A 21,655-nucleotide genomic window follows, 5' to 3' on the forward strand; every position below is an offset into this window, starting at 1 on the left:
AATGAAAAGTTATGAACAGAAAATTGTTTCTTAAAAACGGTGGCTTGTTGGTAGCTATCCTAATCATGTTCTTTGCAGGATGTAAAGATGATGAAAATGAAGTAGAACCGATTTTAGGTTTAGGTGAGAGTTCTTATCAGTTTACGAATAGTGGAGGGGAATACGCTTTGGCTATTTTTGCCAATGTGAATTGGACGTTGACAAAAGAAGGTGACTGGTTTACTCTTGATGCTATGTCCGGGAGTGGCAATCGTGTGGTAAAAGTGGAGGCAAAAGCGAATGAAGGGGGAACAAGAGAGGGGACGATCACGGTGGTTGCCGACGGGATGGAATCCCAAAAGATCACGATATCCCAAGGTGCCGTGGAAGACGCGGTATTACGGGAGTTGGGTAAGGATGCTTACGAGCTCAAGCCTGAAGGCGGAATCATGAAATTATCCGTGGAAACAACCGTGGATTACACGTTGGAGATGTCGGATTGGGTTGAGGCTGCCGGTACTTACGCGTTGACGAAATCGGAGATTACTTTGCATATAGAACCTAATTTATGGGGAGAAAAAAGATCTTGTAAAGTAGTATTGAGAGCGAAGGAAACCGGAGAGGCTGTAAAAACTATTTCATTGGTGCAGGGGTCTATGGCATGGGATTTACCCGAGGATGTGGAGTTAAATAAATTCGGAGAGGAACGAACGATTGCCGTGGGTGTCCCGGAAGGTTGGACGTGGAGTATAAAGGATTTGTTTAAAGGAGCCGAGGATGAGAAATGGTGTCATTTCACAGTGACTGACGACGGATTGAAGATTGTTGCCGATAGAAATATTTCTATGGAGGAACGAGAAGTTTCCGTGTTGGTAACCTTGGACAAGACGGGGATGTCTAAAATGCTCACGTTCAAACAAGCGGCAAGACAAGCGATTGCTATAGAAAGCGACGGATGGAATACATCGGGAGATGTTCCCGTTTGTTCGATAGATTGTATTGCTTTTGATCAGATGATCGAGATTCTTTCGGATGAGCTGGATGGTTGGGAGTATACTGTGACCGGCAAACCGGATGATTGGACGGTTACCTCGTCAACGGAAGGCATTCGTGTCGTAGGCACAGACCGTGTCGAAAGTGGTAGTGAAGTGATTCAAATGGAGATTAACGTCATGATGAAAGACAAGAGCAGTTCGTTAAAATTGCTCCTGAAACAAAAGCCTTATCACGCGCCGACGTTGTTGGTGTTGAATTATTTAGGAGGAGTAGAGAGTCCGGAAGTTATTGTTGCCCCGGAAGGGGGAACACAAACCCGTTACGTGAAATTTGACTTAGGGGATCGTATCGAGTTGGTTTGTGAGTCGGAAATGGAAGCATGGACACATATATCTATGATAAACGAGCGTAGTATTTCAATACAAACGGATGCTTTGGAGGAAGGTGCGGAGTCAAGGAAAGGGGTTGTAACCGTGAATCTGATGAGAGGGGATAAAGTGGTAGCAACAACGGAGATGACGGTAAAACAGGGTGCAGAAGAACCTTATATAAGATTGATGGATACGGAGGAGAGTTTGAAATACAGGGATGGTGACAAATACAATATACCTTTTCAGAATCTTTCTTTTAATATCAAGGTAGAAGCGAATGTGGATTGGGAAATTACAAATACCGGGGAGAAGAACACGCAGTATACTTGTGAGAAAATTGACAATAGTACAATTAAAGTATCATTGACTACTTCGAGGGGACCGACCATGCCGGATCTAGTTTTTGATGTTCACACCAAAGGACAGACAAATTCCGATCCTTTGAATAAGAAGATTATTATTAAGGGACGAAATTAATTCGTGTTACACATTGAGGCTGTTCAAAGTCCTTTTGGACAGCCTCATCTGACTTTACAGGTATGAGATATTTATTAGTATGGATTATCATTTTACTTTCGGGTATTCCCTTTTCTTGCAGGACGGATACGAAAATAAAGAACAGGGTAGAATTCCCTTATGAGTTTTCCGGAATTAAATTCAGTAAAAATGAAATTTCTTTCGGTAAAGTTTTTATGGGAGAGGTCGTTTGTGATACGTTGTTTTTGTATAATCCGTTGGCAAGTAAGGTGGCATGTCGTTTTCGTGTGTTAGAAAATTTTGTTCAGGTTGTTCCGGAAAAAGAAGTTATTTTTCCCGGGGATACGATTCGGGTATTTGTGAGATTTTTCACGGAGCGTAGGAAAGAATACGGGAATTATCGCGAGTATATCAGTTTGCTTCCGGGTTCGGCAGAGCAAAGATGGAGTCCGCCGTTGTTGCTGACGGCAGAGGTGGTTGAAAATTTTATGAATTTGACAAAGGAGGAAAAACAACAGGCACCGAAAGCTGTTTTTGACGTGCAGATGTATGATTTCGGGAATATTCGGGAAGGAGACGAGGTTTCTCATGTTTTTTGCCTGAAAAATGAAGGACATAGTAATTTGCTTATCCGCAGGATAGAGACTGGCTGCGGTTGCACGGCGGTAGTGCCGGATTCGCGGGTGGTTCCGGTAGGAGATTCTTGTAACATACAAGTGATTTTTCGGACGAAAGGACGAGAGGGAAAACAATTCAAGACGATCCAGCTCACGACGAATGATTATCGAAAACCTAACATGATATTGAAAATTCGAGCAAACGTAATTCAAGATAAAAAATGAAAGAGTATTTTATTTGGTGTGTTTTATTTGTCTTTTTAGCCGGGTGCAGCGATAGCGACAAGCCGACTCCCGAACCGTTGCCGATTCCCCCTGAAAAAGAGGAACCGGATACGAAGGTTTTGTTGCGGGAAAAGGATAGTCTGGCGTTGGTAAATCTTTGGAATACTTCCGTGTGGGAGAAAGATAAACCTGATTGGGATTTTTCTGCCGGGATGATGACTTGGATAGGTGTAACGGTAGAAAACGGGCGTGTGGTCGGATTGGATTTTAGCTGGGGACAATTAACGGAATTAAGCGACGGCATAGGACGTTTTTCTGTTTTGCGGGATTTGGATATCAGTGGAAATGAAGCCTTGACCGTATTGACGGATAGTATTTGGACATTAAGCGGATTGAGTCGGTTGGATATTTCGTCAACGGGATTGGAAACGATTTCCGGACAAGTTGCGTCTTGCCGTTCGTTGGCTTTTTTGAAAATGGAAGAGTGGAAAGGGAAAGAATTCCCGGAAAGTGTACTGGCATGTGATTTTATCGATTCATTAATAGTTTCTCCGCTGACAGGTTGGGATGGGGTTATGATTCCGGACAATATCGGAAATATGACGGGATTGAAATATTTGTCATTATCCAATATGACGGCGGCGGATTTTGTTTTTCCCGCTTCCTTGGGTGAATTGTCACAATTGAAAAATTTGATTCTGGAGAATATTGGTGTTGAGCTATTACCGGAATGTATCGGAGAATTGAAGAATCTTGAAGAGTTACAATTGATGTTTTTGAATGTTCCGGAAATTCCGGAATGGATAGATGGTTTGAACCGTTTGAAAAGATTGTCATGTGTGGCTTGCGGATTGGAAGAATTTCCCGCGGCGGAGCGATTGGTAAATCTGGAAGAATTGGATTTGTCCGGTAATTACATACCCGAATTGCCGCCAGAAATAGGGCAATTGACGAGGTTGACCCGTTTGTCTTTGGAAGCCAGTGGGGTGGCAAGTATTTCCGATGAGATCGGAAATTTGATCTCTTTACGGGAGTTGAATCTATCAGCCAATTATTTAACGGGCTTGCCTGAGACGATGGAAGCGTTGATTGCATTGGAATTATTGGATCTGACAGACAATTTTGATTTGAATTGGGAAATTCCCGCGAGTATGAAGGCACGGGTGAACACGGGTGATTTAATTATAAAAACGGGGGAAGCGGAGGAAGATCCCGGTATAAAATAGAGGAATGATGAAAAAAAGAATAATGTTTGTCATGATGGTGATGCTGTGTCTGCCGTTTTTTTGCTCGGCAGACAAGTATTTACCGAAAGTGTATGTCGAAACTCTGAAAGGGGAACGGATGGATATCCGGGAAGTTTTAAAAGATTCGGTTCCCGTGATTATTACTTTTTGGTCAACCACGTGCAAACCCTGCATGCAGGAACTGGATGCGCTCACGGAGGTGTATGAACAATGGGAACAGGAGTTCGGGGTAAAAGTTGTAGCTGTTTCCGTGGACGACAGCCGGATGGCTTCTAGGGTGAAGGCGATAGTCGCGGGCAGGGGGTGGCCGTTTTTAATCGTTTTGGATAAAAACCAGGATTTGAAACGGGGAATGAATGTAAATTCTATTCCTCATCTTTTCTTGGTGAACGATGAGGGAGAGATCGTATACACGCATACGGGCTATACTCCGGGGAGCGAACTGGAAGTATATGAAAAGCTGAAAGAAATTTTCCGTCCGAAACCGCGGTTGTATCAAGGCAAAGAGAAGGAAACCCAAGAAAAAAAGGTGAAATGAGATTAATTTGTTTTTTTATTATAATCGTGTTGATCACGTGGGGGCATATGGCTTTCGGACAAGAAAACACGAGAAATAGTTCTCTTTCAGGAAGTTTTGAGACAAATACGATTTACTATATGAAAGATAGTAAGATCGGTGCCGATGCTCCGTTTGACCGGTTCGGCTCGAATAATTACCTGAAGTTTGACTACCGGATCGGGAAGTTTTCCGCCGGACTGATGTACGAGGCTTATCTTCCCGTGTTACAGGGATATCCCGGAGAGTTGAAGGAGTCGGATATCGTGTTTAAATACGCTTCTTTTGAAGACAAGGGATTGAGCGTGTTAGCCGGAGATTTCTACGAGCAGTTCGGGAGTGGATTGGTGTTTCGGGCATACGAGGACCGGACACTGGGACTGAATACTTCGGTGGAGGGTATCCGGCTGGAATACCGTTATGGAAATATCTTGACATTAAAGGGTATATACGGGCGTCCGAGGAAGTATATGAAAAGAGCCGAATGCGAGTTGAGAGGGGCAGACGTGACGGCTGATTTGTCAGCGGCATTGGGTTGGGAAAATTCTTTCCTGACTTTTGGCGGAAGTTACGTGAGCCGTTACGAACGTTACACGGGAACGGACGAGACGATGGACCCGAGTGTGGATGCTTATTCTTTACGTTTGGGATTGGGTAGGGGCGGTTGGTCGTTTCAAGGTGAATTAGTAAAGAAGACATCGGATGCGGCTGAATATACCGATTGGACAAAACGGCGCGGGAGTGCCGTTTTGCTGGAGCTCGGTTACACGGGAACGAACGTGGGGGTGCTTTTAACCGGACGTCGTCTGGAATACATGGATTTTCGTTCCGGGCGGGAATCGCAGGGGATTGGAGAAGGAATAAATTATATTCCCGCGTTAACCCGGCAATACACTTATTCTCTGGCGAACCTGAATCCTTACGCGGCACGGATGAACGGAGAGATCGGCGGTCAGGCGGATTTGTATTATCTGTTCCCGAAGGGAACGGTTTTAGGAGGAAAACGCGGGATGAAAGTTGCTTTGAATTTTTCCACCTATTATGACTTGAAACCTAAAAGTGACGGTAAAGGCTACGAGGCATTGGATTTCGGGGATGAGTTGTTATTCCGGGATTTAAGCGTAGATGTTACTAAAGAATGGAGCAAAAGTTTTAAAGCGTTGTTCATGTACTCGTTCCAGACTTTTAATCCTTTAATTACGGGGCACGCGAGTGACGGGTGGGATACTCATGTTATCGTGGGGGATTTTACCTATAAGTTAAATCCTCGTAATTCTTTTCGTCTGGAGTTGCAATACTTATGGATGAAGGCTGATAAGAAAGAGTGGATAGCCGGAATGCTGGAATACAATTTAGCCCCGGCATGGAGTTTTTTTGTATCGGATATGTATAATTACGGGGACACGGATTTACATTATTACACGGGAGGAATCAGTTTTGCCAAGTCGAGAAGCCGGGTAGCTTTGAATTTCGGACGGAACCGGGCGGGTTATAATTGTTCCGGAGGAATATGTCGGGCTACTCCTGCCTACACGGGTTTTAATTTATCATTGACAACCTCATTTTAAAATGTATTTTTATGAAAAAGTATTTGTATAGTTTTGTTTGGAATGTTTTTTTCTTTTTGTTAATGGCTTGTGGCGGAGGAAGCGACGATTCGAGCAAGAATGAAACGGGACTGGTTTTAACAGCCGATAAAACGGAACTTTTAGCAAACGGGGAGGATCGGTTGGTGCTTTCTGTACATAAAGACGGTAAGGATGTTACTTCCGGAAGCTCATTTTCTGTGAGTGCCGGTACGGATGGATTGAAAGACAATGTATTTGTTGCAAGAAAAAAAGGAAAGTATGTCTTTCAAGCCCGGTATGAAGGAGAAATGTCAAATTCTCTTTCTGTCGAGGCAGGTGTAGAAAATGTGTTCCGGAAAAATTTGCTTTTTCAGATGATGACCAGTGTTACATGCATTGTATGTCCTGATACTGAAAAACAACTGGAATCTATTTCCGAGGCTAATCCGGGAAAGGTATTTATTATTGAATATCACGGGAATTTGGATGCACCGGATCCGTTTGCCACGAAGGAATCGTTGGCAGCCCTTGAATATCTCTGGGATGAAATCGGGACAACCCGCGGGTTTGGAGGTGCATATTACGATTACGTGGGACGGCTTTCGGCTACCAATCAAAAACAAGTTGTTCGGGAGCGTTTATCCGTGAAAGGTAATCAAGGAATCGCTTTGGAAACTTCAATAGCGGGAGATATAATCCGTGTGACCGCTAAGGTAAAAACTTTGATAGAATTTAAAGACGAATACCGGTTGGCGGTAGCTATAACCGAGAACGAGTGCCGCGGAGGTGGATACGGACCTTATGATTACGTGTTCAGGAAATATTTGTCGGATATAAAAGGAGATAAGATTTCCGATATGGTCGGTACCGGTGAGTGTAGCAAAAATTTCGAGGGTACTTTGTCGCCCGATTATGACAAGGAGCACTTGTTCGTGATCGTTTATCTGATAAGAGTTAAAGAGGACGGAACAAAAGAAGTTGTAAACTGTTCCGGGGTGAAAGCAGGTGAAAACCTGGATTACGTGATGGCAGGTTATGAAGCCGGACAAGAAGAATAATATTTAAATAAAAATGAATATGAATAAGTTAATTTTAATTGTTGTGTTGATGCCTCTATTTTTTGTTGCTTGCGGAGGTGGTGATAGTGATAAAGGAGGCGAAGAACCTGACGGCTCCGGGTTAAAATTCAGCGTGGATAGGAATAGTATTTATAAATCGGGTTTTGATAAAGCCACTTTTACCGTGAAATATGACGGGATAGATGTAACAAAAGAGAGTCGTATTTACGAGAGGGTAACCGGTGCGTTCTTAAAGGAAAATGTATTCACGACGACAAAAGGGGGTACTTTCGTGTTCACGGCAGAATACAAGGGAGAGGTTTCTAAAGAGATTGAAGTGACAACGATGGAAGAGGAATATTTTCAACCGAATTTGTTTATGATGCATTTCACAAGTACAGATTGTCCCAATTGTCCCCGCATGGTGGATTACATTAAAACGGCAAAAGAAATTCTCCCGGGCAGAATCGTGAAAATTTCAGTGCATGGTCCTTTAAATGAAGATGACCCGATGCAGATCGGGGCATATTGGAATCCTTTACTGAAAGAATACGGTATTCCCGGTATTCCTTATGTAATATTAAATGGGAAGCGTTCATGGAATACGGCAGAAGGAACGGATGATTTCGATGAATTTTTGCCGGAAAAGACGACGACGGGAATAGCTATTGAGTCAAAAATAGAAGGAGAAAAAGCAACTATTGTATTGAAAGTGAAAACGATGCTCGCTTTTAATAGCCCTTGTCGGGTATCCGTGGTTCTGGTAGAAAATGATTTGATTTATCCCCAAAAGGATGGTAATTTGACCAAACCCACTTATGTTCACGATGAAGTCGTTCGACGTTATTTGACGGATGCATTGGGAGATAAAGAAGCGGATATTACCGTGGGACAAGAGTTCTCGAAAGAGTACACGTATGATATATCTCCTTTATTAGTAAAAGATAATCTGAAGGTCGTTGTTTACGTGATGGACGGAAGAACCGGATATTTGTTGAATTGCCGAGAAGTTAAGTTGGGCAAAAGTGTAGATTATCAATCGATGGAATAACACGAGAGTTATGTATAAACTAGTGTTGATTATAGTTGTAGTGTGTATCGTGTCACGGGAGACCGTGGCACAGGAACGGGCGGTAGTTTCTACCGCCGTTCCGTTTTTGGGAATTACTCCGGATGCCCGGGGAGGAGGAATGGGAGAAGTGGGTGCTGCCACGAGTCCGGATGTTTATTCGATGTATTATAACGCGGCTAAATACGTGTTCGCGAATCATAAGACGGGAGTTGCTTTCGGGTATTTGCCTTGGATGAGGCATTTGATTAGCGGACAAAATCTCTATACGTTGAACGCTTATTCTCTCGTGGGGGGGCGGCAGGCAATAGCGTTGGGGGTGAGGTTGTTCCAAGGGAAGAGTTTTTCATTGGACGAGGAGAAGTTTTCCCCGTCGGATTATGCCATAGATATGGCATATAGCCGTCGTTTCGGTTCTTCTTTTTCGGCGGCTTTGACTCTGCGGTACGTGCATACCCGTTTAGGAAAATTGAAGACGGGGGAGAGTTTGGAATTTGATCCGTCGGGTGCGATGGCTTTTGATGTTTCGTGTTATTACAAACGGCCTTTCGCGTGGGGGAAACGGGGTATTATTTGGGGAACGGGTTTGAATCTGTCGAACTTGGGAACGAAAATAGCTTCTTTCACGGAAAAGAAGGAAGGTTTTTTGCCGGCCTACTTGCGTCTGGGGACTTCTTTGGAGATGGAAATAGCAGATAAACATTCGCTGTTGTTGGCGTTGGATCTCGGGAAATTATTGGTAAAGGAATATGATCCAGAGGCAGGAGATGAAGGGGTATTAAAGAATGTGTTTGGTTCTTTCGGAAATAGCGATTTTTTGAAAAGCGTGGTTTGGCAGTTAGGGGTAGAGTATAACTGGCAGAAGGTACTTTTTGCCAGAGCCGGTTATTTTCACGAAAGCGAGGATTACGGGGATCGACGTTATTTCACGTTAGGAACGGGTGGTCATTATGCCGGATGGATGTTGGATTTCTCTTACCTTATAGCGACGGGGGACAATGATGTCCCCTACAAAGGGACTTTCCGTTTGTCTTTGGGATATCATTTTTAATGGAGTAGTTTATAAATCACGAATAAATCGGGATATGGGAAAGAATAGTAGTATACTGGCGGCTTGTTTGTTTATGTTGTTTCTGAGTGTGGGATGCGAGGAACGTATGGACGGGCTGAAAGAGAACGGAGAATTGACAGTGCAAGTGACGCCTGTTTCGGGAAAGATATTTATCCGATTGGAACGTAACGCGTTAGATTGTTACACGAGCGGAACCGGATTGGCTCGCGTAACGGAACATTTCGGAAAAGTAACGGTAAGCCGTTTGTTTCCTTCATCAGTGGAGAACAAGGAACGGCATCGGAAAGCGGGATTGGATTTGTGGTACAAGGTGGAATTTGATCCTTCGGTAAACACGGAAGAGGTCCAACGTTTTTATCAGGGACAATCGGGAGTGGAACGGGTAGTATGTGACGAGGAGATAAGTTTTCAATTGCCCCAAGCTGTGGTTTGCAATAATTTAAGCCGGAGTTCCGGGATAAGCCTGCCTTTTAATGATCCTTATCTGGACAGGCAATGGCATTATGATGAGGTGGGTATGGAGAATATTCACGAGAATGCCACTATAGGGGTATTTAAGGGATGGAAGGTGACCGGGGGAGATCGTCGGGTAGTCGTGGCTGTTTTGGATTGCGGGGTGGATTATCTTCATGAAGATTTGAAAAATAATATGTGGATTAACGAGAAGGAATTGAACGGAACTTCCGGTGTGGATGATGATGGCAATGGGTATGTCGATGATATTTACGGTTATAATTTTGCATATGGGACGGGGAGTTTGAACCCGCATGATCATGGGACTCACGTGGCAGGGACGATTGCGGCGGAAAATAATAACGGGACCGGGGTTTGTGGTATTGCCGGGGGAACGGGACATCAGGATGGAGTACGTATTATGAGTTGCCAAATTGGCACGACAATGGGGAGTATTACTCAAAATTTTGAGGCATTGTCGAAAGCGTTCGTGTATGCGGCAGATAACGGGGCTTTGATTTGTCAATGTAGTTGGGCTTTCGCTTATTCTAACGAGTTGTTGCATACCGGAGTCGACTATTTCGTGAAGAATGCCGGAAGTCAGCCGGGGAGTTTAATGAAAGGGGGCGTGGTGATCGTGGCGGCAGGGAATGACGGTACTCATGGAATGCGTTATCCGGCTTCTTATGAATCGTGTATTAGCGTGGCGGCTGTTAATACAGAAGCGAAAAGGCCTTCTTATTCGAATTTTGATGAAACGGTGGATATATCGGCACCGGGGGGTGTAAAGAATCCGGAAGAATTCGGGATATTCAGTACTCTGGCAAATAATCAATACGGCTATATGAACGGGACCTCGATGGCTTGCCCCCACGTGAGCGGTATTGCAGCCCTGATTATTTCGGCTTATGGCGGGGGAGGATTTACGACAGAAAAGTTAAAACAGATTTTACTGGAAAGTTGTATAAGTTTGAATGAAACGGAGCCTAGTTATGCACCGCTAATGGGTAAAGGGATAGCCCGGGTGGATCGGGCTTTGTGGAAGGATGACGGAGTTGCACCGGAGGCGGTGAATGATTTATGTTTCAAACAAGAAAACGAGAATTATTTTTTGGTTTGGAGTAACGCATCCGATCCGAATGACGGTTCTCCCCGGAAAAGCATTTTATACCGGAGTTCCCAACCTCTGACAGCCGCAAATCTAAATCAGGCGGAAATGCAGGAAGTGGATTTGAGAGGGAAAGATGCGGGGGATGAAATTACCGTGGCACTTCCAAAACCCGCGGATAGAAATACGGTTGACTATTACGCTTTGACAAATGCGGATACATGGGGGAATATTTCCGGTTTATCGAACGTGGTGGAAATTCGTTGGGTTCAGATATTACCGGAGGAGAAGCCGGAGCCGGAACATCCCGATAGTCCCGAAAAGGGTGTGATTGTTTTTCCGAATCCGACAACCGGCATATTAAACGTGAAATGGGGATGCATACAAGGTGCGAAGAGTGTAAACGTGTATGATTTAATGGCTCGGCGCGTATACACGAAGATATTGAGTAGTAGTGAATCTGCCGGAGAAGAAACAGTGGATATATCCCGTTTGCCTGCCGGACGCTACGTGTTGAAATTTAGTAGTGATGATGGGGTGCAGGCAATAAACGTGGTCAAAATTTAAGCATTGTCTGGAAACGTTTGAACAAGTTTTTTTTCATAGTTTGTTTGTCGGGGAGGATAACCCGTGGGTTGTTCTCCCCCTTTTTTGTAGGCAATTTTATGAGAAATAAAGGATTTTAGGAAGTGATTGAGATGTGTCGTAAAGTATTCTCGTTAGATGAATGGGAATACGTAGAGTTAAATATTTTATTATCAATAGTTAAAATTTATTTTATGAAAAAGGACGAGATTGAAAAAAGAGAACAATTATCCAAGGAATTGGAAATGAGTTTTGACGAGACATTAGAGTTGTTTAGCGAGGAAACATTGGGGACGATGATGATGACAGAGGTGATGGGTGGGGTTGCTACCACTGGTTTCCATATTATTAACTGTAATGTTAATAGGATTTTTTGTAGAAATACAAATTGTCCTTGTATGAATTATTCCAATTGTGACGAGTGTGAAACAAAGAATTATTGCTATTAGTAGTTGATTGCAATTCTTCCCCTCCTTATGTCGGGAGGGGAAGTTATTGAGAGAGCTGCTCTCCTAAAATAAAGATGGGTGGAGGTTTAGTCTATTAATTAATTATTTGTATAATGAAAAGTAAGATCATTTTATTATTATTTTCCTTTACTTTTAGTACTGTTCTTGACGCTCAATATCAAGTGACCGGGGAAATTTATTCTCCTGAGATGACTCCTTTAGCAAACGTGAATGTGATATTGTTGCGTCAGGATTCTACTGCTATTGTCGGGTGTGTTTCTGATAGTATCGGACGTTTCGTGCTGAATGTTGAGAAAACAGATGGTTATTTGCTATCTTTTTCTTGTTTAGGCTATCGAACCCGTGTACTTGTTTTACCTCAAAGAGATAGTGATTTTAATGTCGGGCGGGTTGTATTGGATACATTTGCCCATCAATTGCATGAAGTCGAAGTGTTAAGCAAATCAAGCGTACGGGATAAAGACCGGAGAATTTATTATCCCACTTGGGAGCAACTGAAATATTCCACAAATGGATTGACTTTGTTGCAACAATTGAGCGTTCCTTTTCTAACCGTTAGTTTGGTTGAAAATACCGTGGAAAGTGTGAATGGTGCTGTGGGATTGGCAATAAACGGTAAATTAGTGGAGATGTCCGAGGTTCTGGCTTTGAGACCGGAAGAGATTTTGAGGGTGGAGTGTATTGATTATCCCGGAATTCGTTACGGGGACGTGGCTATGGCTATTAATTATGTTATAAAGATAAAAGAGTCCGGGGGACTGGTAGGTGTGGAACTTATAGATTATCCAAGTGGATTTCATGGTTCAAATGATCTTTTTTTTAAGATGAATCATGGTCGTTCGGAGTTCGTCTTACATTATAATAATCGTTTTCAAGATCGTGAATTAGCTGGTGAAAACCGGAGTGTTTATCGTTTCCCTGATCGAGTTATCGAGCGTGTGGGGAAAAGCAAGGAGTATCCCTGGAAAATGAATCGTAATCAGATAAAACTAAATTATAATAACCGGGTACAGGATAAATATTATTTTAATAGCACGTTGAGTGGGGAAATTAAGAGCAATCCGGGATGTACAAGTATTTACAATTATGAAATAAAAGGAGAGAGTGCTCCCTTGAGGCTTAGGGATTCTTCCGGTCAGAAGTTGAAGTCTTCCTCGTTGGATTTGTATCTGGAAAGACAATTTAAAGGTAACCAAACATTCGTGTTCAATCTGGTAGGTTCATATCACGATTCTCGGGTTGAAAACACGATGAGATATGAGCAAAACGATCAGTTATTAGATGATTTGAATTCTTCCCGCAAGGGGGATAAATATTCGTTAATAGGGATGGTGTATTACGAGAGGCGAGGGACAAAGACCTTGTCGACATTAGCATTGAAACACGGGTGGTTTAATGTGAATAGTAATTACATGTTTATGCATCAAAAAAGTTGTTTAAGCCAACATATAACGGCGGGATGTTTGTCTACTATGACGAATTTGAATTCATGGGTGTTTTTTGTACAAGGGGAACTTTATCGTATACAAAGCAGTGAAATCGGGTTGTCAAAAACAAAATGGGAGTATATGCTTCACGGGGAATTGGCTTATCATTTTTCGGACCATGAAGGAATCGTATATGCCCTTGAAACAGAATCTATCGTTCCCACGTTGAGTCAAATGGATAAATCAGAATATGCCATTGATGACCGGATTGTGACTAAAGGAAATTTTCATTTGAAATCAGCCCAGAAAGTCAAACATCGATTAGGTGGACAATTTGATTACGGAACATTCAACTTTCAAGTACAAGCGGAGTATATTAATATATGGGATCAAATAAGTTATGTGATTGATAGAGAAACTAATCGATTCGTTTATAAATGGGATAATCAAGGAGATTGGCGAGATATTCGTTTGACGTATTGGATGCGTTGGAAGATTACCAATTGGTTGTTAGTTAATGGTTCGTTTACCTATCATGATATTGTCAGTAAGGGGGAGGAGTATAGACACAAAGATTCTTTTTTCGATTATTCTTTTGAGATGTACTGTACATATAAGAGTTGGATGCTTTCTTTTTCATTAATAGAGCAGGGTAATGAACTGAATGGGGAAACTCGTAGTTATGCTAAAAAAGATGATTTTCTTTCGATTAGATATAAATTCGGAAATTTGAATATAGGAGCAGCTGTATATGGTTTTTTAGGTTTGGATCGTAGAATAGGTCGACAAAAAGTATGTAACGAGTGGATTTCTTCAGATCGGTGGAATATAGGTGTTCGTAATCAATTTGCATTGACGCTGTCTTATTACTTTCCTTGGGGAAAGCAGAAAGAAGGCTATAACCAAAGGGTGAAAAACGAGGATACGGATAGAGGAATAGATGTTTTAAAATAGTGAGATCGGGGATTCGTTTTAACAGAATTTCAAACAGAGTATTCTTGTTAGATGAATGGGAATACACAGAGTTAAATGTTTTATTATCAACGATTAAAATTTATTCTATGAAAAAGAACGAGATTGAAAAAAGAGAACAATTATCCAAGGAATTGGAAATGAGTTTTGACGAGACATTAGAGTTGTTTAGTGAGGAAACATTGGGAACGATGATGATGACAGAGGTGATGGGTGGGGTTGCTACTACTGGTTTCCATATTATTAATTGTAATGTTAATAGATTTTTTTGTAGAAATACAAATTGTCCTTGTACGACACTGAATCAAGACAAATGTGATTGTGGAACAAAGCAGAATTGTAATAATTATTAGTTAGGCTTCCATTCCTGAATAAGGAGTGGAAGCCTCTTTGAGATTAACTCTTTCTGTAAAGATGAGTAGGTAGAAGTGTAGTTTATTTATTGTTTTATTATTTATACAATGAAGGTTAAGATTATTTTATTGTTATTCTTTTATTTTGGTTTTAGTATTATTCTTAACGCTCAATATCAAGTGACCGGAGAAGTTTATTCTTCCGGGATGAATCCTTTGGCAAATGTGAACGTGATATTGTTACGACAGGATTCTACTGTTATTTCCGGTTGTGTTTCAGATCGTATCGGGCATTTCAAATTGAATGTCGCAAAAACAGATGGGTATTTGTTATCTTTTTCCTGTTTAGGTTATCGAACCCGTATACTTGTTTTACCTCCAAAAGAAAGTGATTTCAATGTCGGACGAATAGTGTTGGATACGCTTGAACATCAATTGGATGAAGTCGAGGTGTTAAGCCAATCAAGCGTACGGGATAAAGACCGGAGAATTTATTATCCAACACGAGAGCAATTAAAGTATTCCACAAATGGATTGACTTTGTTGCAACAATTGAGCGTTCCTTTTCTAACTGTTAGTTTGGTTGAAAATACCGTGGGAAGTATGAATGGCGCCGTGGGATTGGCAATAAACGGTAAATTGGTGGAAGTGTCCGAGGTACTGGCTTTAAGACCGGAAGAGATTCTGCGGGTAGAATGTATTGATTATCCCGGAATTCGTTACGGGGAGGTGGTTATGGCTATTAATTATGTTATAAAGGTAAAAGAGTCGGGAGGACTGGCAGGAGTGGGGTATACGAATTTTATGGGAGGATATACTCGTCATGCAAACTTCTTTTTGAAGAAAAATCATGGGCGGTCGGAGTTCGGTTTATATTATAACAATCATTTTGTCGATCGTGAATTCGTTGAAGAAAACCGGAGTATTTATCGTTTCCCGGAACAAGTTATCGAGCGTGTGGGAAAAAGCGAGGATAATCCTTGGAAAATGAATATTAACGAGATAAAACTAAGTTTCAATAACCGGGAACAAGACAAATATTATTTTAGCAGCACATTGAAAGGGGAAATCAGGAATGATCCGGGACGTACAAGTATATACAATTATGAAGTAAAAGGAGAGAATGTTCCCTTGAGGCTCAGGGATTCTTCCGGTCAGAAGTTGAAGTCTTCCTCGTTAGATTTGTATCTGGAAAGACAATTTAAAGGTAACTCAACACTTGTGTTCGATCTAGTAGGTTCGTATCATGATACCCGGGTTGAAAACACGATGATATACGCGCAAAATGGTCAACTATTAGATAATTTGAATTCTTCCCGTGAAGGGGATAAATACTCGTTGATGGGGATAGTATATTACGAGAGGCGAGGAACACAGACCTTGTTGACTTTAGCATTGAAACACGCGTGGTTTGACGTAAATAATGATTACGTGTTTATGAATCAAAAAAGTCGTTTAAGCCAACATATAACGGCGGGATGTTTGTCTACGATGACGAATTTGAATTCGTGGACGTTTTTTGCACAAGGGGAACTTTATCGTATACAAAACGGTGAAACCGGATTGTCAAAAACGGAATGGGAGTATATGCTTCACGGGGAATTAGCTTATCATTTTTCGGATCATGAAGGAGTGATGTATGGCATTGAAACAGAGTCTATTGTTCCCACGTTGAGTCAGATGGATGAATCAGAATATGCCATTGATGACCGAATTGTAACCCAAGGAAATTTTCATTTGAAATCAGCCCAGAAAGTCAGACATCTATTAAGTGGACAATTTGATTACGGGGCATTAAATCTTCAGGTACAAACTGAATATATTAATATACGAAATTATATAAGTTATGTAACTGATAGAGAAACGAATCGATTCATTTATAGATGGGATAATCAAGGGGATTGGCGAGATATTAGCTTAACGTATTGGATGCACTGGAAGATTGCTAATTGGTTATTAGTTAATGGTTCGTTTGCCTATCATGATGTTGTCAGTAAAGGAGAAAAATATAAACATCAAACTTCTTTCTTCGATTATTCTTTTGATATATATGGTATGTACAAAAATTGGATGCTTTCTTTTTCCATGGGAGAGGAGGGCAATGGAATGAACGGAGAAACTCGTAGTTATGGTAGGAAAACAGATCTTATTTGGTTGACATACAAATTTCAAAATTTGGATTTAGGTGTCGGAATGTGTGGTTTTTTAGGTCAAGATTACAAAGTAAATCAGCAGAAGGTATGTAACGAGTGGATTTCTTCGAGTCGTTGGAGTATAAGTACTCGTAACATATTTGCATTGAAATTGTCTTATTACTTTTCTTGGGGAAAGCAGAAAGAAGGTTATGAGCAACGGGTGAAAAACGAGGATTCGGATAGAGGAATAAATACTTTAAAATGATTTGGTAATGAATAAATTGAGCAAATACAATTATTTTATCCCGGAAGGAAACCGGGTGATTTATTTTAACGGAATATCCAATGAGGTATTCTCTTTAAGTCAGCAGGAGCATGAGAAAATGCAGTCTTTGCTGAAAGAGCCGGATGAGTTTGAACGGAAATATCCTTCGGTGTTTGCTCGTTTTTTGAATTGGGGATTTATTGTGCCGGAAGACAAGGATGAGGTGAAATACTTGTTGTTACGGAATAAGGAAGCGGTATTCTCTGATAAGAATTATATGTTAGTGATTAACCCGACACTGGAGTGTAATTTCGGTTGTTGGTATTGTTACGAGGAACATCCCCAAGGACGGATGAGCGGGGAGGTGATGGAGAGGATATTGAAGCATATAAAATACATGGTGGAGCAAGAGCGGATTACAGCGTTGAGTTTGTCGTGGTTCGGGGGTGAACCGTTACTCTATTTTGATGAAATTGTTTACCCGATTTCCCTTCACGGGAAAAAGATATGCGAGGAAGCGGGTATCCCGTTTTTTAATTCAATAACGACCAACGCATCTTTGATCACCCCGGATATGGCAGAGAAAATGGGAGAGATCAATTTATTCGATTTTCAAATCACTTTTGACGGAGACAAAAAGAGGCATGATAAGATTAGAAATGAACACGGAAAGCCCTCTTTTGAACGGATTATTAAAAATATCAACGTGTTGCTTGCTCGGTTTGAGAACGTGAATATCACCGTAAGAATTAATTACGACAATCGGACATTGGAAATATGTGATTTACGGGAGATTTTCGAACGGATTAACACTAAATACCGGAAGCGAGTTCATATTGATTTTCAAAGAGTGTGGCAAACCTCACCTCAACAAGAAGGGGAAAACGCACAGTTGAAGTTCTGGTTTGATATGTGTTGCGATTTGGGGTATAACCAGCAAGGGATACTTCCCGCATTTTCTATCGGATTGACACATAAATGTTACACGGATCGGTTGTACCATTGCGAACTGAATTATGACGGGAAGGTGTATCGGTGTACAGCCCGGGGATATGACGATAAATACGTGATGGGAGAGTTGACGGAAGAAGGGATTATTCGTTGGGATGTAGATAAAATGTCCAGTCGTTACGGGCGGGCAACGTTTGAAAATGAAACCTGCTTGGCTTGTCGGTATCTGCCTTTATGCATGGGACCTTGTTCCCAAAAGATGGAGGAGAACAATTGGAGTGATAGCCGGGGCGTGTGTTACTTGAATTTCGTGGAGGCGGCTCCCGAGCAGGTGATCGTGGGTTATTATCGCAATAAAATGAAATATCTTACCGAGAAAAACGTGCAAACTCTCGATAAGTCAGAAAAATGAATATATGAAAAGGTATCCTTTTTCCCGGCAAATGGATTTGATGGACTGCGGACCTGCCTGCTTGAAAATGGTGGGTGCTTATTACGGTCGTTATCTTGACTTTTCGGAAGTCCGGGATTTGTGTTACGCGAACAAGACGGGAGTTTCGTTGTTGGGGATATATTCGGCGGCACGAGAATTTGGGTTTCGAAGCAGCGCCGTGAAAACGAGTTTTGAAAATCTGATGGCAGGAGGAATATTTCCCTGTATTGTATTCTGGAAACAGAGGCATTTTGTCGTGGTGTATAGAGTCAAGGCGAGGAAAACGAAGAAAGGATGGAAAGGATATGTTGTTGTCGGAGACCCAGCATTCGGGATTATTCGTTACACGATCGGCGAGTTCAGGGAGGGATGGGAAACGGAAGAGGAAAACGGGGAAAAGGGGATTGCTTTATTACTGGTTCCGACTGCCGGATGGCAGGATTCGTCCGCCGCTAACAGGGAAAAGGGGTTTGGGATGTTTTATTTCCGTAAATATGTCCGACCTCATACCAAATTATTGGCAAAGGTGATCGCTGGTATGGGGGTGGGACTGGTGATACAGTTGATATTTCCTTTTATCACGCAGGCTGTGGTCGACGTGGGGATCGGGAATCGGGATCTGAATTTTGTTATGTTGCTATTGTTGGCACAGCTGATGTTGTCGTTGAGTATGCTGGCGGTGGATTTTATCCGGAATCGTATTTTGTTACGCGTGACAACACGTGTAAACATTGATTTGGTGGCGGATTTTATCACGAAGATGTTGAGATTGCCGATTCGTTTTTTTGATTCCAAGAATACGGGTGATATCTTGCAACGGATGGACGATCATCAACGGATACAATCTTTTTTTACCGTGTCAACGGTGGAGATGTTGTTTTCTTTTTTGGGTTTTCTGGTGTTTTCTTCCGTTTTGGGCTATTATAATTTATATATTCTGTTGTTTTTCTTGCTCGGACACGCTGTTTACGTGGGGTGGGTGTTATTGTTCTTGCGTAAGAGGCGGGAACTGGATTTCAGACGGTTTGACGAGGCGGCAAAGAATCAGTCTAACGTGATACAAATCATCGAGGGGGCAGAGGCGATCAAGTTAAATGGTTGCGAGGGGAAAATGCGACAGAGATGGGAGGATATTCAAGCGGAATTATTCCGTATCAGTATAAAGGGGCTTTCTTTGGAACAGGTGCAGAATGCCGGGGCGTTTTTTATTTCAAACGCGGTGAATATTTGCCTGTTCGTGTACGCAGCCCAATTAGTGATTACCGATAATATCACGTTGGGGATGATGATGTCGTTGACTTATATCATCGGGCAGTTGAAAGCACCCGTTCAGAATTTTATCGGGGAAATCCACGGGTATCAAGACGCCCGGTTGAGCATGGAACGCCTACGGGAGGTGCATTTGAGGAAAGATGAAGACGAACTGAACGAAGGGAAACAGACGGTTTTACCGTTGGCGGATAAAAATATCCGGATTGAGAATTTGTCCTTTAGTTATTTGGGACCGGATGCCGTGCCGATATTGCGCGATTTGAATCTGTGTTTCGAGTACAATAAGACAACTGCTATTGTCGGGGAGAGCGGGAGCGGAAAAACGACATTGGTAAAATTGTTATTGGGATATTATCGACCGCAACAAGGAAGAATCAAAGTAGGGGAAACGGATTTAGAGGATATAAACTCGTACGAGTGGAGGAAACGTTGTGCTGCCGTGATGCAGGAGGGATTCCTTTTTTCTGATACAATAGCCCAGAATATCGGGATTAAGGATGAGGAAATAGACGAAGAGAGATTGCGTGATGCCGGGAGATTGGCGGATATAGACGAGTTTATCGAACGGTTGCCCCAAAAGTATAGCATGCGGATAGGAAAAGAAGGGAACGGTTTGAGCCAAGGGCAGAAGCAGCGCATATTGATAGCACGTGCGGTCTACCGGGATCCGGAATTCCTTTTTTTTGATGAGGCAACGAACGCACTGGATACTTCGACGGAAAAGCGGGTACAGGAGAAGTTGAACCGGTTCTTTAAAGGACGCACGGTAGTCGTGGTGGCGCATCGTTTAAGCACGGTTAAGAAGGCGGATAAGATTGTTGTTTTGAGAAACGGGGCGGTGGCGGAGGAGGGGAAACACGAGGAATTGGTTGCCCGAAAGGGATATTATTATGAATTGGTGAGGAACCAGATTGAATTGGGATGATTACAACTTGATGAAGGAAAATTAAGGTAGGGGATATTCGGTTTCTTGAAAATATTCTTTTAGCCTGTCGGGGAGGGCGTTTCATAAGACATAAAAATAAGAAGTCTTATGAATAAAATAGATAATAGTATAGATCATCATGATCCCTTTGGATTTTTCGTGCGTCAAGGGGATTTTCAGCGAAAATGTTATTACTCGGAGATACTGTGGGTGGAGGCTGACCGATGTTATAGTGATATTTACCGGAAGGGAAAATCCCGGATTTCCGTGGTGCACCCGATGGCGTCGGTAGAACAGATGTTGCCGAAAGAGTGGTTTATGCGGATACACCGCAGTTATATCGTGAATCTTCGTTTTGTAGACGGTTTTGTCGGAAACTCGGTATGTATCGGGGAGAAGATGTTACCGATCAGTGCGCCATACAAGGAGAATTTGTATGCTTATTTTCATTTTTTGGATTCATTGAGAAGGAAAAAATGTGGGAATAAGTCGTGATTATTTGAACAAATAAATAAACCTGTCTTGTGGGATGCCTTGCCGACAGGTGAGGCATGGGGATGCAATTTCGGATAATCGGGATAATAGTTGGCGAAGCCGGGGTAATAAAGTTGGTAAAGGGTGGGTGCGTGGTGTATCTTTGGGATATAATTAAAAAATATAGAGTATGGGAGTATTGCAAAACGTGATTCGGGAACTGGGGAATATCGTGAATCGCCTGTCGGTTTCCTCGAAAGAAAAACAGAAGATACAAGAGGAGATTCAATCTCTGGTGTATCGTTACAAAAGTGAGCTGGTGCGTGAACAGTCGGCGGCGGTGGGTGACGAGATGCGGGGAAATTGGTTACAACGGTCGTGGCGCCCGATCGTGATGCTGGTGCTCACGTTGTTGGTAGTGCTGGGAGTATTCACGGGATCGCCCATGTTGTCCGACAGTTCCCGCTTTTGGGATTTACTGGAGATCGGGGTAGGCGGGTACGTGATCGGGAGAAGCGGGGAACAGATTACCGGTAGCCTGTTGTCCCGGAAACGGAAATGAAATGCCGGGCGGGAGTTGTTGTTTTATCTAAAATT

17 protein-coding genes are annotated in these 21,655 nt (G+C 42.3%); all 17 read left to right on the forward strand.

Annotated features, from left to right (window positions below):
• Positions 1-11: 11 nt before the first annotated feature.
• The 17 genes from CS948_RS13845 (at position 12) to CS948_RS13925 (ending at position 21,620) form a co-directional block, all read left to right on the forward strand.
• The gene (locus CS948_RS13845) at positions 12-1,823 is read left to right on the forward strand and encodes a BACON domain-containing protein (protein ID WP_099292301.1); all 1,812 of its coding nucleotides are present in this window, start codon (positions 12-14) and stop codon (positions 1,821-1,823) included.
• A gap of 62 nt (positions 1,824-1,885) precedes the next feature.
• Positions 1,886-2,665: a DUF1573 domain-containing protein gene (locus tag CS948_RS13850; protein WP_099292302.1), complete on the forward strand. Its 780-nt coding sequence runs from the start codon at positions 1,886-1,888 to the stop codon at positions 2,663-2,665.
• On the forward strand, positions 2,662-3,891 hold the full coding sequence (locus tag CS948_RS13855) for a leucine-rich repeat domain-containing protein (protein ID WP_099292303.1): 1,230 nt from the start codon (positions 2,662-2,664) through the stop codon (positions 3,889-3,891). The genes CS948_RS13850 and CS948_RS13855 overlap by 4 nt, the downstream gene beginning before the upstream one ends.
• Before the next feature lie 7 nt (positions 3,892-3,898).
• A complete protein-coding gene (locus tag CS948_RS13860; RefSeq protein WP_176555060.1) occupies positions 3,899-4,450 on the forward strand; it encodes a TlpA disulfide reductase family protein in 552 nt (183 codons plus the stop codon).
• Complete coding sequence (locus CS948_RS13865; RefSeq protein ID WP_099292305.1) at positions 4,447-6,036, forward strand: DUF6029 family protein; 1,590 nt, start codon at positions 4,447-4,449, stop codon at positions 6,034-6,036. Before CS948_RS13860 ends, CS948_RS13865 begins: the two co-directional genes overlap by 4 nt.
• 11 nt (positions 6,037-6,047) lie before the next feature.
• The gene (locus CS948_RS13870) at positions 6,048-7,094 is read left to right on the forward strand and encodes an Omp28-related outer membrane protein (RefSeq protein ID WP_099292306.1); all 1,047 of its coding nucleotides are present in this window, start codon (positions 6,048-6,050) and stop codon (positions 7,092-7,094) included.
• Positions 7,095-7,113: 19 nt separating this feature from the next.
• On the forward strand, positions 7,114-8,145 hold the full coding sequence (locus tag CS948_RS13875) for an Omp28-related outer membrane protein (protein WP_176555061.1): 1,032 nt from the start codon (positions 7,114-7,116) through the stop codon (positions 8,143-8,145).
• A gap of 10 nt (positions 8,146-8,155) precedes the next feature.
• Entirely contained in the window at positions 8,156-9,214 is a 1,059-nt protein-coding gene (gene porV / locus CS948_RS13880) for a type IX secretion system outer membrane channel protein PorV (protein ID WP_099292308.1), read from the forward strand.
• A 34-nt stretch (positions 9,215-9,248) separates the two neighbouring features.
• Complete coding sequence (locus CS948_RS13885; protein ID WP_176555062.1) at positions 9,249-11,363, forward strand: S8 family serine peptidase; 2,115 nt, start codon at positions 9,249-9,251, stop codon at positions 11,361-11,363.
• A gap of 212 nt (positions 11,364-11,575) precedes the next feature.
• Entirely contained in the window at positions 11,576-11,830 is a 255-nt protein-coding gene (locus CS948_RS13890) for a hypothetical protein (RefSeq protein ID WP_099292310.1), read from the forward strand.
• A gap of 113 nt (positions 11,831-11,943) precedes the next feature.
• Positions 11,944-14,232: a carboxypeptidase-like regulatory domain-containing protein gene (locus CS948_RS13895; RefSeq protein WP_099292311.1), complete on the forward strand. Its 2,289-nt coding sequence runs from the start codon at positions 11,944-11,946 to the stop codon at positions 14,230-14,232.
• 107 nt (positions 14,233-14,339) lie between these two features.
• Entirely contained in the window at positions 14,340-14,603 is a 264-nt protein-coding gene (locus CS948_RS13900; protein WP_099292312.1) for a hypothetical protein, read from the forward strand.
• A 108-nt stretch (positions 14,604-14,711) separates the two neighbouring features.
• Positions 14,712-17,003, forward strand: a complete 2,292-nt coding sequence (locus CS948_RS13905; protein WP_099292313.1) for a hypothetical protein — start codon at positions 14,712-14,714, stop codon at positions 17,001-17,003.
• 7 nt (positions 17,004-17,010) lie between these two features.
• Positions 17,011-18,366 (forward strand): radical SAM protein, encoded by a 1,356-nt coding sequence (locus CS948_RS13910; protein ID WP_099292314.1) that lies wholly within the window; start codon positions 17,011-17,013, stop codon positions 18,364-18,366.
• Between the two features lie 4 nt (positions 18,367-18,370).
• A complete protein-coding gene (locus CS948_RS13915; protein ID WP_099292315.1) occupies positions 18,371-20,584 on the forward strand; it encodes a peptidase domain-containing ABC transporter in 2,214 nt (737 codons plus the stop codon).
• A 108-nt stretch (positions 20,585-20,692) separates the two neighbouring features.
• Positions 20,693-21,079, forward strand: a complete 387-nt coding sequence (locus tag CS948_RS13920) for a LytTR family DNA-binding domain-containing protein (RefSeq protein WP_099292316.1) — start codon at positions 20,693-20,695, stop codon at positions 21,077-21,079.
• A gap of 169 nt (positions 21,080-21,248) precedes the next feature.
• Entirely contained in the window at positions 21,249-21,620 is a 372-nt protein-coding gene (locus tag CS948_RS13925; RefSeq protein WP_099292317.1) for a 3TM-type holin, read from the forward strand.
• Positions 21,621-21,655 lie beyond the last annotated feature (35 nt).

Source organism: Butyricimonas sp. Marseille-P3923, assembly GCF_900184685.1.
Lineage (GTDB): Bacteria > Bacteroidota > Bacteroidia > Bacteroidales > Marinifilaceae > Butyricimonas > Butyricimonas muris.